We start from the raw sequence: 12,984 nt of genomic DNA on the forward strand, positions 1-12,984 counted from the left end.
ACTCACCTAACCTAACCAACTCTTTTATAATTGGTTGCCACCATCTAAGGTTAAAATTATGCGTATCAATCACGCTTCTACTTCTATGGCTAGGAAATACCAGGTCACCTTCGTTAGGTATTCTGTCAAGTGAGTCAATTAGTTCTCTAAGCTGCTTGTTTCCAGGAAAAATTCTTGCCTGTACTCCATTTTTTGTGCCTGCCTGGACACTTTTATCTTTCATACCAGCGACACGCTTAGAAAAAATTACTTGACACTTATCGTCATCTAAAAGTTTTATGTCAGACCAAGTTAGAGCAATTGCCTCTGAGGGTCTGCAACCGGTTAAAAACCGAAACTCTACAAACCCGGCATAGTAAGTAGATGAAACAACACTGCTATCCTTATCAAATCTACCGTCATAGAAGGCTTTAAGAATGGTAGCTATTTCTTTACTGGAATAGCTCTTAATTTCCTTTTTAGGAGGTAATACAAGCAGTTCTAGGAGACCTGCTATGGTATTGCTCTTAATTGGTTTACCTAGTTTTATTGACAGGTTTACAGCAGCGTTTAGTGTAACTAGTAGAGGCTTTAAAGTACCATCACTGTACTTGGTTCTAAGTTTACTAAGTAATTTGTCTGCATTAGTCAAAATCAAGCATTCAGAGGGTAGCCATACAAACCAGTTATCTATGGGATACCATTTTACCTCTTTAGTCCTAGGAGCTACACTACTAGCCTTAGCTGCTTTATAGATATCCCAAATTTCTTTGAGAGTAGGCTCCAAGTTGACAGGCAAGTTGACTATTTCAGTCAATTTTGGGTCACTTGCCTTAGCTAACCCATACTTGACTAGTGTCGGGTCAAATACCCTTCGATAAATGTCTGATTCAATTTCTTTCGCGATACTTAACGCGCTCTCTATTCCTTCTAGCGTGTATGGCGCTACGTGCTTACTGAAAGTAATACCAGTTTGTCTACATCGTAGTCTAACCCTGTTATTGTTGACATCTAGTTTAACGATACTAAGTTTTAATTTAGCATCAGTAAGTTTTTTCTCTAACTTAGACTGGTTTGAATTGTATACCATAGCCTCTTAAACCACCGTGGAATAAGAGTTATGGGTTAACCCAAATCTAACCCGATAGCCTTACTAGGTTTTATGTCAAAGTGGTTAAAACCCTTGAAAAAAATAGGTTAGCGTCACCTTGCCAAGGTGAATGTCGCGCGTTCGAATCGCGTTACCCGCTTTGATACTATATAACACTTTCAAGCATTATCAGGCATAGACATAAAACCCTATAACCTGAGTTAATACCAATTTTATAAAAAAGCAACATAATACTTTTAGGGTTTACGGGGAGGGTATAAAGCCTGTAATCCTTAGCGTTAGCTAGGCAGAAGTGACAACAAAAACCACCGTAGTTTTAACACCTAGGGCATGGTATATCAGAGGTATTATTGCAAGCGAATTAGTTGAAGAATGGGGAAGGCGATTAAAATCGCCAACGAAAATCGCCAACGAAAATCGCCAACGGCTAACCCCCATGTCTGAAGCCATTGGCTCTGCTCGCCGTTGATATTTCGGTCAACTGGTTTTTTGTAGATGTACTAAACTGGATAGAGTCTGGCTATCTTAAGGGTTATTGTCCCGGAAAATGAAAAACACACTCAAGTTATTAGAACTGTTGTGCAACCTCAAAAAACCGAAAAAATAGAGTTAAACAAGGAATATCCCTGTCCTTGCCGTCGCAAAGGGCAGTTAACTTCCATTGCACTAACAGAGGCATTTGGTTGCGATCGCTGTCAACAAATCTTTGTGGTAGAAGATAATGGTCATGTCCTAGAACAGCTGTCAACCACCTATCCCTACAAGCGAGGTTGGAACTGGACGGGAAACAGTTGGCGTATGATCCCGACTCAGCTAGGAGAAGGTTATCTACCCATAGCGCTGGCCATTATTTTCGTGTTAGTGATTATATGGTTACCATTAGCACTGCGACTGGCAAATGGTTCTAGCTTAATTGCTTGGGCTATAGTAGCGGTGCTATTGGCCGTTCTGCCAGCACTGATGGTCTGGCTTACTTACAGACGTTAATTCAATGACCGTTGAAGTTTTGGATGATTCCCCCGAACCAATGACCAGCGCTAAACGCGCCTATCAAGCTTCCCTGAAGTTGGCATTGACAAAGGGAGTAAACCGCAGTGGCGCAGTGTTGGCAATGGCACAAGCCCTGGCAAATTCCTTTGATGACATTTTGGAAGCCAACACTTTGGATTTAGAAGCCAGCAAAGAAATGGCTGTCCCAGAGTTAATTTTAGATTGGCTGAAGCTGACTCCCACTAGACTAGAAGCAGCAGTGGAAATTCTACAGAGGTTGGGGGAAATCTCAGATCCTTTAAGACGAGTGAGGAACGCTGAGTATCAACTAGATGATTGCCAAAGTTACACTCAGTTGATGCCCTTGGGAGTAATTGCATTTGTGTATGAGGCTTTTCCCGATTTGGGAGCGATCGCGGCTGGTTTATGTATTAAGACTGGTAATAGTATCATACTCAAGGGTAGCACAGAAGCCAGTCATTCTAACGAAACCATAGCCAATGTCCTGCGAAGCGCCATTGAGGAAGTTGGTTTACCCCCTGGATGTGTAGAACTGATTACAGCGGAACATGGTGCTTCCATTCGGGATTTAGTCACTCAAGACAAGTATTTAAATTTAGTGCTACCTTACGGACGTTCTAGCTTAGTCCAGCAGGTGATACGGCAATCAACTTGTCCAGTGTTAAAATCAGCAATGGGTAACTGCTACCTTTACTGTTCACTCAATAGCAGCTTGGAGATGGTGCAGGGAGTAATTATTGATAGCCATGAAAGCCAACCAGACCCAGTAAATGCCATTGAAAAAGTATTAATTCACCGTCACACTTCACTATCATCTTTAGCTTTTCTGTGGAACGCCTTAAAAGACAAAGGTTTTAACATCAAAGGAGATCAGGAGCTAGTGGAAGCTTTTCCCCAGTTGCAGCCCATGAAGTCTGGTGAATGGGGAAATTGTTATTTAACCAAGACAGTGGCCTTTAAATTGGTAGATAGTTTAGAAGATGCCATTGACTGGATTAATCAATACAGTAGCGGTCATGCTGACTGTATTGTGACTGAATCCTACCAAGAAAGTCGGCAGTTTGCTTTAGGAGTTAATAGCGCTTCTACCTACATTAACGCTTCTCCCCGCTTTTCTCGTAACCCTTCTCGCGGAGATTCGATATTTCTGGGGATGTCTAACCAAAAAGGCCACCGCAGGGGATTTATTGGTTTAGAAACCTTCACCACTGCCAGGCACATAGTCCAGGGGAACGGGCGATTTTAGCAGTTAAGTTATTCCCTTCCTGGTTACATATTTCACTTTTATCGTCCTATTTTGTAAATTTGGAGTCTAATTATTTCTTTTTAAGTCGTAGCATAACACACTAAAAAGGATAGAAATAATGGGTTAGGCTAGCCGTAATGCAGTTGAAGAAAACATACATTTACAAAGTCAAATTGTGCCTGATATAGCCCTACATAAATATCTCCCTCGCCTCCCTGAAGCCGCACTACAAGAATTTATAGAATGGTGTGTTTTAGAGCAGGCAAAAGCGGCAGAATGTAACTTTACTCCAGATCACAGTAAGTTAAATCACTTGCCGCCAACAGAGTACATTCCCAAACTGATTGATCAGTTTATGAAAGTTAAACCAGACCCCATTCGAGCAGGTTTAGTAGCTGCGATCGCTGGTAAGGAAGCTGACCAACATGGTTTATCTGGTATGGCGGTTATAGCTGACTTTATAGCACTTTATGTTAAGTATTTAATCCCTAAAGATGGTAATACTCCAGAACAAGCAGAAATGATCTTAACTGAGGCATCACAACAGCAGTGTCAAAAATTCACAGAAATTGCTAACAAATATGGTGTAAAGCTGTAAAATTTTGGCTGTAAAGCTGTCAGGGGTTTTATCTGTTCCATCAGTCAAAGCCCCTGCTTCACCAACTCATGATGGACTAATTTAAATCAAAATTCTGGTGCTAACTATCATTGGTTGCGGAAACCTGAACCGCAGTGATGATGCTGTAGGGGTAATTATCGCCCAACGCTTACAACAACATCTAACCCAAAACCCCCATCCTCATGTCCGAGTGTTTGACTGTGGAACCGCAGGGATGGAGGTAATGTTTCAAGCTAAAGGTAGTAGGGCATTAGTAATTATTGATGCCAGTTCCACAGGTTCGCCACCTGGTGCTATATTTAAAGTCCCAGGCAAAGAACTGGAAGCTTTACCACAACCTAGTTATAACTTACATCATTTTCGCTGGGATCATGCTTTAGCCGCCGGAAGTAAAATCTTTGCAGACAATTTTCCCCAAGATGTAACAGTTTACCTCATTGAAGCGGCAAATCTGGACTTAGGACTAGAATTAAGTCCTCTAGTCCAACATTCCGCTAATTTAGTTTTTGAAGAATTAATCACTCTCATCAATCAGTATAAATGATCAAATTACCGAGGGGTTGGAAACTATACCCCTCCCCGATGAAATTGGCTGTAGCTTATTTGATGATCATCATGCCCAATCACGATAAACAGAAAGTTCATCGACTCTCATTTCAAAGGGTAGACCTTGACTATCAGGCGGACAAATACGAATTTTAGCACTGCTGATCATGGAGTTTAGCAAAGTTCCCATGGGCACAAGTTTCTGTAAAACACGCCAATTAGTAACTTGATCAGGACATTCAATGACTAACGTCATTGCATTAGCGCGAGTTGTCACGTACCAGCGACAATTAGATAGTAGATTTTGAATAGTGCGATCGCATCCTTCATAAAAATACCTACTAATAGAATCCTCTAGTTGTTGTCGCAGTATAATATCCGCCGATGTAGGTTGCATATGATGAGAATCATCACTATTAAAATAAAATCTATTGTTAGCCATCTTTCCTTATGATCCTACTTACTTGCCAATAGCCATCCCCTAGAGAATATCTTTATTGGTTTGTAATACTTCTGGGGTTTCATCATCCTTATCAGCAGCAATTCCCCAATAATTACCAACCAAATAAATTATTTCTCCCACCAACCAACTAACTGCATAGCAGTTTAATAATTTACATATTCAGATCCAAACAACAAAGTTACAGCGCCATCTGTGACCATGGCTTGATTTACGCATAAGTAACTTGTTTATTCTCTGAAAATACCTGGTTTCAGCAGATGCGTACCTTTATATAATCTAGGTGATATCCCCTCTATTCCATACACAACACAGTAAATTTTGACTTCTTCACAATGCTGTATTGGTATCGCTTTTTCTATTTGTCGCGCGATATATAGATAATCTTCTTGACAAATTAACTGTTTCCGGAAACGTCTGCTATATAAAACCTAGACAAAGCTGAAAGGTGCTGGGTATAAGCTGATGCTGTCATCGCTCTTCAAAGCAATACCTCAGCTTTCTATCCTGATATTTCCAGCTAGACCTATAATAAACATAAATCATTAAAAAAAAGCATCTTTTGATACTTTTTTGCCGGGTTATCTAAATTTGTCAAATTTGTCATCTTATGTTATATATGATATACTGTAATATATCGGTTCTAGTAAAAATCAGCTATTAGAGGTAACGGGGAAAGTCCTGTGTAAGTCCGGCACTGTCCCGCAGCTGTAAACCAATTTTAGATTTTTGAGTTCAACATCCCCAATTTAAACCTTAAAATTGTGTAAGTCAGAATGCCCGCCGATAAAAAAGTAACTTGAGCTACAATCTACGAGGTATAGATGACAGCAGAACATACAATATTTGTTTGTACAACTTGTGCCAGTAAGTGGCAAGATGGTAAACCTGTAGGTGAAAGTGGCGGAGAAAAGCTTCTCCAACACCTGCAAGCCCATTACCCCCATTGGGAATTAAATACAGAGTTTGTAATTCAACCAGTGCAATGTATGAGCGCTTGCAATCGCTCATGTGTTGTTTGTTTCGCTTCACCCAGTAAATCTACATATCTTTTTGGCGATATTTCTGCTGATTTATCAACCGCAGAAGTGGCTGGGGTGTTTGCCTGTGCTAGTAAATATTATGCACACTCAGAAGGTTTATTACCTTGGAGTGAACGCCCAGAACCACTCAAGAAAGGAATTGTGGCACGTATTCCAGCAGTAGCCACTAAAGTGGAAGTGTGTAAGTAACAGTAGCACATTTTGAGTAGATGGAGGCGATCGCCTGAAAAGTCCCCCTTAAAACAGGGCTTTAGGGAGAGCTAAAAGTTTTTGTTTTAAAACATTCTCTAATCAATTTTGGATTTTAGATGAAGGATATAATGTATATCCTTCATCCTAGCCATCAAAACCAAACTCTAGACAAGATATGGTTCTTGATGAGTCTTAATTGTGCAATTAGACCGGGGATAAGTAACGCAAAGAAGAGCAAATCCTTTAGACATTTGCTCGTCATCTAAAAAGATTTGATCAGATTGGTCAACTTCACCTTCAACTACTTTGCCTACACAACTAGAGCAAGAACCAGAATGACAAGAGAAAGGCAATTCAATACCATTTTCTTCTGCTGCGTCTAAAATGGTAGTTTCTTCATCAACCTCAATTGTAGCGTCGATGTCTTGCTTTTTGTTGATTAATCTAACTTGGTAGGTCGCCATTTTCCGATTCTCCTCAAAAATTATAGAATTAGATCAATTACCTGCAAGGTGTACCCGTGGGTGTACCATCATCAGTTTTGAAAGATTTTCCGCAACCGCAGGTATCACTTGCATTGGGGTTAGTGAACTTAAAGCCACTGTCCATTACCCCTTCCACAAAGTCGATCACCACCCCATCTAATAACGGCGCACTTTTGGCATCAACGTAAATCAACACATTACCCTGCTGAATTACTACATCATCTGCTTGTGGTTTGCTAGTGATCTCAAGTCCATATTCATAACCACTACAACCACCGCTTTTTACAGATACACGGATACCTTTTTTAGCGTCATTATTATCAGAGGCTGAACCGCGTAAAAATGCCCGCAGACGAAATTCTGCTTTTTCAGTTAAGCTAACAGCCATTACCTCTCCTGATGTGTAGCGATAAATTTGTACTGATTTGAAGTGTGGGACTGTTTGTTAGTTACCTAATGACTACTTTGTACAATTGCTGCTAGGTTCCATAGATGGGGTTTGTCCATATCTCCAGGGTGCTGTATTACCGCATACAGGACAATTGCGATCGCGTTGAGAACGACGCTTGGCGAATTCCATCCGATTCAAGTCAATGGTCAGCAATTGAGATAACAGAGGTTGACTGAACCCAGTAATCAGCTTAATAGCCTCTAACGCTGTCAAACAAGCAAGAGTCCCAGATACAGCCCCCAGAACTGAAAAACCACGTCGATCCCATTCTGGCTTTTCTGGAAACAGACAAGATAAACAAGGAGTCACACCAGGAATAATTGTAGTTAGGTAGGCATCCATCCCGTCCATAGCTGCTTCCACCATGGGTTTACGCCAGCGCACACAAGCTTCATTGAGCAAATTACGTTCTGTAAAATTGTGAGCGCAGTCTAGAGCCATATCAGCTGATTGTACTAAGGAATCTACATTTTCCGGGGTGACGTAATCATGAACTACTTCCACCTGGATATCAGGATTGATAGCCTCCAGAGTTTCTTTAGCCTTGAATACCCTTGGTTTACCTACCCAATCATCAGTCATTAAAATCTGACGATTCATATCATCTAACCGCAAGTCACCACCCCGGACTAGGATTAGTCGCCCAACGCCCGCTACTGCTAAGTAAAGCGCCGCCGTACCGCCTAATCCCCCCACACCCGTCACCATAACTGTCGCTGACTTCAGGCGTTTTTGAGCTAGTTCACCAAAATTTGGCAGCATCATTTGGCGACTATAGCGCTCTAATTCGGTAGGCGTTAGGTTGATCACTTTTTACCTCCTAATCAGACGTGATTTCTGTCAGCGTAACTACATTCTTAGGTTTCTCATTAAAGACCTTGAACAGCTTTTGTTCATGGGGTGTTGATTCCAGAAAAACATCATAGGCTTTTTGCAAAGCCAAACAATATTGATGTAGTTTTTCTTCTGGAGTCAAATTAGGATAACTATCATCAACTTCTGCCATGTATTGAGAAAATTTCTTCAAAATATGCAGCCTATTGACATTGACAATTTGTTGGTCATAGGGCAAATTAAAAAACTGGAAAAATTCTTCTGCATCCACCAGCTTTTGCAAATCATTAACAGTTTTACTCATGGTGATTTCTCCATTTTTTTGAGCTTTTGCTTTAACTCATCTAGCTCTTGATAGATTTGATAAGTCGCAGTTGCCACATCCATAAGTTTTTTGTAATCTGTGGGCAAACCTTCGGCTAAATCATGCAGATCCATTTTCATTTGACCTGCTTTACTATTAAGCCGCTTAATTTTAGTTTTTAGTTCTTCAATATTTGTTTGGCTCACTTGCAGACCACTCCTTCTCATGACAGAAAATCCAGATCAGGCAGTTTTAAAGTTTACCTACTTCTGGGTAAGTCTGTCCTAACTCAACTCCTTTTTTGACATAAGTTTCTCCCTCTTCTGCCAGTTTTTCTAGGGATTCAAAACCAAACCTGTGAGCATCACGCAAGGTTTTTTTAGTCAGCAAAAGACGACCAGAAAAAACCAGCGCCCAGCCGAAGCCTTCATGACTCAAATCCAGCACTACTTGAGAAATTAGTCCTGTTTCTTGTTCAATCCGAGCCGCTATCGCTCGGAAAAATGCCATAATTCGAGACTGAGTAACCGCGTCAACTTCACCCTCTAGAGAAATTTCCCGTTTCTTTTGTTTGCTAACTACAAAAGGTTTGAGTATTAGTTCATCAGACCAATTACGATAAACTCCATAAGTATCTTGTCCGCGAATTTGTTGTACTAATGTCTTGAGAAAACCAGAGTTTAACACAACTGTATTGTTGCTTCCGTTCACACTATTATCTGTACTCATACCGTCACTTTAAATTCAAATTAATCTGCAAAGTTGGGAGTAGTTTGTCTTAAAGCTTTACGTAACCAAGGCGGGGGATTACCCTTGAGAGTTTGTACCAGTTTATTCAGGACTTCATTAATTTCCTCAGATTCTGATTTAGCTTTGACTGGGGTTACGCCTTTCTTAATTAAACGCGCCGCAGCACTACCACCAATAGCCGCAACATAAACGATGGTACAATCAACTAAAGCATCAAGTTTAGGAGTGATTTTATCTTCATTCCCATCTTCTTTAAGGTCACCATCAAATGTCAGAGTTTGCAGAAATTGATATCCCTGATCAGAGATTTCATAAACATCAATTTCCCTCGCCCATCCAAAGTGAGCATTAATGTGAACTCGGTCACTTGTCGTAAAAGCAATTTTCATTTTCTTTTCCAGGATCGGGTATTAGTTATTGACTATGGAGAAAAAATTGATTCTGATTACTCAGATACCAGTTGCCATAAATGCTTAACTCTCTCTTCTTCGGCTGCTACAAATAAGTTACCCATGCCAAATAAAAGCTCCATTGTGCCTCGATAGCCAACTTTAGTAAAGTATCCATTACCTAAACGGTCGTAAATAGGAATACCTAAACGATAAAGAGGAATGGCAAGACGTTTAGCCATCGCACCTAGATGAGAATTACCAATCAACAAATCAGACCCCTCAGCTAGTTGCTCAAAATCATCTAAATCGCCAATGGTGACACTTTTAACCGGGAGTTTTTCTAGTAAAGGCGATCGCGTAGTTGTCACCACACCATGAATTTGAGTCCCCATGGATTGCAAAAAGTGGACCATCGACCATAATAAATCTGGTTCCAAAGCCAAAGAAACCCGCTTGGCACCAAAATAAAAATGAGTATCTAGCATGGCATCTTGCAGCTGGCGACGTTGGCGACGGTACTTTTGTGGTACACTGTTACTGCTAAGAATAGCCAAAGCTTGCAAAAACTCATCCACTGGTTCCAGTCCAGTTAATTCACCAAACACCTCATAAGGGATGTTAAATCTGTCCTCTAGGATTTTAGCCGCGGGTCGCATGCTCTCCCCCAGAGCGATGGTAAAAGCAGAACTACCCACATCTCGTAACTGTTTGAAAGTAGTACCACTGGCTGTAATGGCACTATAACCATCTTCTAAATGACCATCCAGAGCAGCCCCCAAATCAGGTACAAAAATTGGCACCAAGCCAAAAGCAGTCACCATTTCTTTGATTTCCTGCACATCTCCTGGTGTCAGAGATGGACCAGCCAAAATCGTTACTTGCTCAGTTCTAATACCACCAGCTTGAGGAATTTCCCTAACTATACTTTCCACAGCTGATGCAAAGCCATCTTGCAGCGCCCCCTTAAAATCTGGAGTAGAAGCAAATATAATAGGTAAGTGATTTAGTTCAGGATGGCGCTGGCGAATTTCTTTTATAAAACGCTCTAGCTCATCTCCTCTAGTTTCCGTTAGCCCTGTACTACATAAACCAATAATTTCTGGTTGCACCTTTTCTACTAAAGTGAGAATAGCTTGTTCCACATTATCCTCACCCCCCAAAATAGTGGTGACCTCCGTCATGGCTGTAGTGGCCAAGGGAATAGCTTCCCGAAAATGCCGTACAAGCACAACTTTGGCAAAAGCAGTACAACCTTGGGAACCGTGGAACAGGGGTATCATTCCTTTCAAGCCCAAAAAAGCTAAAGATGCACCCAAAGCCTGGCTTTGCTTGAGAGGATTAACTGTCAGTGGTTTATTGGGAAAATTAACAATCGCCATGGCGTTTATACTTACTTAGGGTTGGCTGAAAAACTCTTATAGTGGTAGAGAACAGGGAACAGGGTTGTAAAGATTTCTCAAGTCTTATTCCAGCACCTTTTAACTTCTCAGGTACAATAATTCTTGATATATCTTGATATATTCAGCCAGAGCTTATTCTTCAAATCCTGCCCCCTGGACTTTTTCATCTCTCGGTTTCTTCCCAAGGAGCAGGCTTACGTATTTGTTCCCAAATGGGGCTATAAAGAGCTTCATACAATTCCCGTGCCATCTCCACCATACCCACATAACCTGCATAAGGATGGTGACGCTCTTGGTTGATATCAAGAAAAGGAATCCGGGCTTTAAGGGCAGTGTATTGGTTACGACCACCAGCAATTAACATATCAGCGCCAGTGTCCTTCACCAGTTTTAACAACTCTTTGGCGTTGCCCTTTTCCATCATGATGCCATCCTTACCAATCAACTTTTTAATCCGGGCTTTATCTTCCTCAGTGCTTTTTCTGGTACTGGTGGCAACAACTTCTATTCCTAAATCCTTAGCTGCGGAAATAATTGACCAACTCTTAACACCACCTGTATACAATACAACCCGCTTACCTTGGAGTCTAGCGCGATAGGGGGCTAAAGCCAAATCAAGGGCAGTAGTTTCTTCAGTAATCAGCTTTTCCGTGCGTTCCTGTAAATCAGCATCACCCAACTTAGCAGCAATATTCCGCAGACAACGATTCATATCATCGATGCCATAAAAAGACTCCTCAATATAAGGAATGTTGTAGCGTTCCTCCATCTTGCGGGCCATATTCAGCAAAGCCCGTGAGCAAATCATTACATTCAGCTTGGCACGGTGGGCGTAACGAACCTCGTCATAACGAGCATCCCCGGTTATTTTGGATAAAACACGAATACCTAACTTTTCTAGCAGTGGTGTGACTCCCCACATTTCTCCGGCGATGTTGTACTCACCGATTAAGTTAATATCATAAGGTGTAGTTGTTTCCGGTTCTGCTGTACCAACTACATATTCTAGTAAAGCCTCCCCCGCGAAACGGTTACCTAAATTTTTACTGCCAATAAATCCAGGAGCAATCACGGGAATCACAGGAGTGCCGGTTTTTTCCCCAGCAGCCTTACACACAGCTTCCATATCATCGCCAATCAAAGCTGTTACACAGGTAGCATAGACGAAAATTGCAGCCGGGTGGTAACGTTGTTGAAGTTCAACAATTGCTTGATAAAGCTTTTTCTCACCCCCAAAAATCACATCATTCTCACTCAAGTCAGTGGTAAAGCCCATCTTGTAGAGTTGCGGGCCAGAGGAGAGACTGCCACGACTACCCCAAGAATTACCAGCACAGGCAATAGGCCCGTGGACTAAATGAGCAGCATCAGTAATTGGCACCAGGGCAATCATTGCACCATCAAAAGCACAGCCTCCTTGAGCCGCTCCCGGTTGAGCTTGTTGAGTGCAAGATTTATTTTTCTTTTCTCTTTGTTTATGTTGATTATGTTCACATCCTGATTCACTGAGCAGCTCGTTAATTTTACCTTGGGTACTTTTCATCTCTCTTCTCTTGCTGGATCGACAGTGTTAATATTAGTTATTAGTCTATGGACTTCCTGCAAAAATCTTGTTTATTAGTGTTCTTCTGTGGTGTAGTTTTGATCAAATTGACTTTTGCAAGATACTTAATCTGTAATCAGTAGAGGCAAGTATTTAACAAATGTATTTCGTGATATCCTGGCCACACTCATCAGCAAGATAAGATAAAGCCCTAAAACGTATTGCCACCAACTCGTCATACAAGGGATTTAGTTTACATAGCGCTGGAATATGAAAAGTCCGCCCCAATAAATCAATATTCCTCTCAAAAGGACAACAGCAAGGAATTACTTGACAAATTACATGGGCAATGCGATAATTTTTAATGGAAACTCTATTGAGCCAATCACGCACGGGATTGAGCAATGATTGATTGAGCAAATTATTCAACCATCCTGATTTTGTATGGTTGGGTGGATGATAACTAGGATGAGAGTGAGTGTGATTGATAGTTGTCATGATATATACCTCATATCAATGCTAAAAAGACCAAGAAAAGTAAGTTGGAGATTAGGGATTGGGGATTGGCTATTGAGAATAGCTATTGAGAATATATTTACTCCCAGTGCCTAGTTACGA

18 protein-coding genes and 1 riboswitch are annotated in these 12,984 nt (G+C 41.1%); of the genes, 6 read left to right on the forward strand and 12 right to left on the reverse strand.

The features are described 5' to 3' along the window. Positions 1 to 1,069, reverse strand: a 1,069-nt coding sequence (locus NWP17_RS00025; RefSeq protein ID WP_280652875.1) for a hypothetical protein, incomplete at its 3' end; no start/stop codon positions are given. A gap of 313 nt (positions 1,070 to 1,382) precedes the next feature. Here NWP17_RS00025 and NWP17_RS00030 point away from each other — a divergent pair. The 5 genes from NWP17_RS00030 (at position 1,383) to NWP17_RS00050 (ending at position 4,510) form a co-directional block, all read left to right on the forward strand. Next, positions 1,383 to 1,559 carry a hypothetical protein gene (locus NWP17_RS00030; protein WP_280652876.1) on the forward strand — a complete coding sequence of 59 codons (177 nt, stop codon included), beginning with the start codon at positions 1,383 to 1,385 and terminating at the stop codon, positions 1,557 to 1,559. Positions 1,560 to 1,669: 110 nt separating this feature from the next. Next, on the forward strand, positions 1,670 to 2,077 hold the full coding sequence (locus NWP17_RS00035; RefSeq protein WP_280652877.1) for a hypothetical protein: 408 nt from the start codon (positions 1,670 to 1,672) through the stop codon (positions 2,075 to 2,077). Positions 2,078 to 2,081: 4 nt separating this feature from the next. Then, positions 2,082 to 3,347, forward strand: a complete 1,266-nt coding sequence (locus NWP17_RS00040; protein WP_280652878.1) for a glutamate-5-semialdehyde dehydrogenase — start codon at positions 2,082 to 2,084, stop codon at positions 3,345 to 3,347. Positions 3,348 to 3,522: 175 nt separating this feature from the next. Further along, positions 3,523 to 3,945: a hypothetical protein gene (locus tag NWP17_RS00045; protein WP_280652879.1), complete on the forward strand. Its 423-nt coding sequence runs from the start codon at positions 3,523 to 3,525 to the stop codon at positions 3,943 to 3,945. A 97-nt stretch (positions 3,946 to 4,042) separates the two neighbouring features. Beyond that, positions 4,043 to 4,510: a hydrogenase maturation protease gene (locus NWP17_RS00050; RefSeq protein ID WP_280652880.1), complete on the forward strand. Its 468-nt coding sequence runs from the start codon at positions 4,043 to 4,045 to the stop codon at positions 4,508 to 4,510. Positions 4,511 to 4,579: 69 nt separating this feature from the next. Here NWP17_RS00050 and NWP17_RS00055 read toward each other — a convergent pair whose 3' ends face one another. Further along, complete coding sequence (locus NWP17_RS00055; RefSeq protein ID WP_280652881.1) at positions 4,580 to 4,954, reverse strand: hypothetical protein; 375 nt, start codon at positions 4,952 to 4,954, stop codon at positions 4,580 to 4,582. Between the two features lie 639 nt (positions 4,955 to 5,593). Continuing rightward, positions 5,594 to 5,774: riboswitch (cobalamin riboswitch) on the forward strand. Between the two features lie 22 nt (positions 5,775 to 5,796). On the opposite strand from NWP17_RS00055, the gene NWP17_RS00060 reads away from it, so the two are divergent. Then, positions 5,797 to 6,204: a DUF1636 domain-containing protein gene (locus NWP17_RS00060; protein ID WP_280652882.1), complete on the forward strand. Its 408-nt coding sequence runs from the start codon at positions 5,797 to 5,799 to the stop codon at positions 6,202 to 6,204. Positions 6,205 to 6,371: 167 nt separating this feature from the next. On the opposite strand, the gene NWP17_RS00065 is transcribed toward NWP17_RS00060, so the two are convergent. The 10 genes from NWP17_RS00065 to NWP17_RS00110 form a co-directional block, all read right to left on the reverse strand. Further along, on the reverse strand, positions 6,372 to 6,671 hold the full coding sequence (locus NWP17_RS00065; RefSeq protein ID WP_280652883.1) for a 2Fe-2S iron-sulfur cluster-binding protein: 300 nt from the start codon (positions 6,669 to 6,671) through the stop codon (positions 6,372 to 6,374). Between the two features lie 37 nt (positions 6,672 to 6,708). Next, positions 6,709 to 7,080 (reverse strand): HesB/IscA family protein, encoded by a 372-nt coding sequence (locus NWP17_RS00070; RefSeq protein WP_280652884.1) that lies wholly within the window; start codon positions 7,078 to 7,080, stop codon positions 6,709 to 6,711. A 72-nt stretch (positions 7,081 to 7,152) separates the two neighbouring features. Further along, entirely contained in the window at positions 7,153 to 7,953 is an 801-nt protein-coding gene (locus tag NWP17_RS00075) for a HesA/MoeB/ThiF family protein (protein ID WP_280652885.1), read from the reverse strand. Between the two features lie 10 nt (positions 7,954 to 7,963). After that, on the reverse strand, positions 7,964 to 8,281 hold the full coding sequence (nifW, locus tag NWP17_RS00080; protein WP_280652886.1) for a nitrogenase-stabilizing/protective protein NifW: 318 nt from the start codon (positions 8,279 to 8,281) through the stop codon (positions 7,964 to 7,966). Next, positions 8,278 to 8,508, reverse strand: coding sequence for a CCE_0567 family metalloprotein (locus tag NWP17_RS00085; protein ID WP_280652887.1), 231 nt, complete (start codon positions 8,506 to 8,508; stop codon positions 8,278 to 8,280). The genes nifW and NWP17_RS00085 overlap by 4 nt, the downstream gene beginning before the upstream one ends. 25 nt (positions 8,509 to 8,533) lie before the next feature. Beyond that, entirely contained in the window at positions 8,534 to 9,010 is a 477-nt protein-coding gene (locus NWP17_RS00090; RefSeq protein WP_280652888.1) for a NifX-associated nitrogen fixation protein, read from the reverse strand. A gap of 20 nt (positions 9,011 to 9,030) precedes the next feature. Then, entirely contained in the window at positions 9,031 to 9,420 is a 390-nt protein-coding gene (nifX, locus tag NWP17_RS00095; RefSeq protein WP_280652889.1) for a nitrogen fixation protein NifX, read from the reverse strand. A gap of 56 nt (positions 9,421 to 9,476) precedes the next feature. After that, positions 9,477 to 10,802 (reverse strand): nitrogenase iron-molybdenum cofactor biosynthesis protein NifN, encoded by a 1,326-nt coding sequence (gene nifN, locus NWP17_RS00100; RefSeq protein ID WP_280652890.1) that lies wholly within the window; start codon positions 10,800 to 10,802, stop codon positions 9,477 to 9,479. Between the two features lie 184 nt (positions 10,803 to 10,986). Next, positions 10,987 to 12,366, reverse strand: coding sequence for a nitrogenase iron-molybdenum cofactor biosynthesis protein NifE (nifE, locus tag NWP17_RS00105; protein WP_280652891.1), 1,380 nt, complete (start codon positions 12,364 to 12,366; stop codon positions 10,987 to 10,989). 153 nt (positions 12,367 to 12,519) lie between these two features. Further along, the gene (locus tag NWP17_RS00110) at positions 12,520 to 12,864 is read right to left on the reverse strand and encodes a Mo-dependent nitrogenase C-terminal domain-containing protein (RefSeq protein WP_280652892.1); all 345 of its coding nucleotides are present in this window, start codon (positions 12,862 to 12,864) and stop codon (positions 12,520 to 12,522) included. Between the last annotated feature and the right edge of the window lie 120 nt (positions 12,865 to 12,984).

Origin of the sequence: Chrysosporum bergii ANA360D (assembly GCF_029891735.1) — a bacterium.
Taxonomy (GTDB): Bacteria; Cyanobacteriota; Cyanobacteriia; order Cyanobacteriales; family Nostocaceae; genus Umezakia; species Umezakia bergii.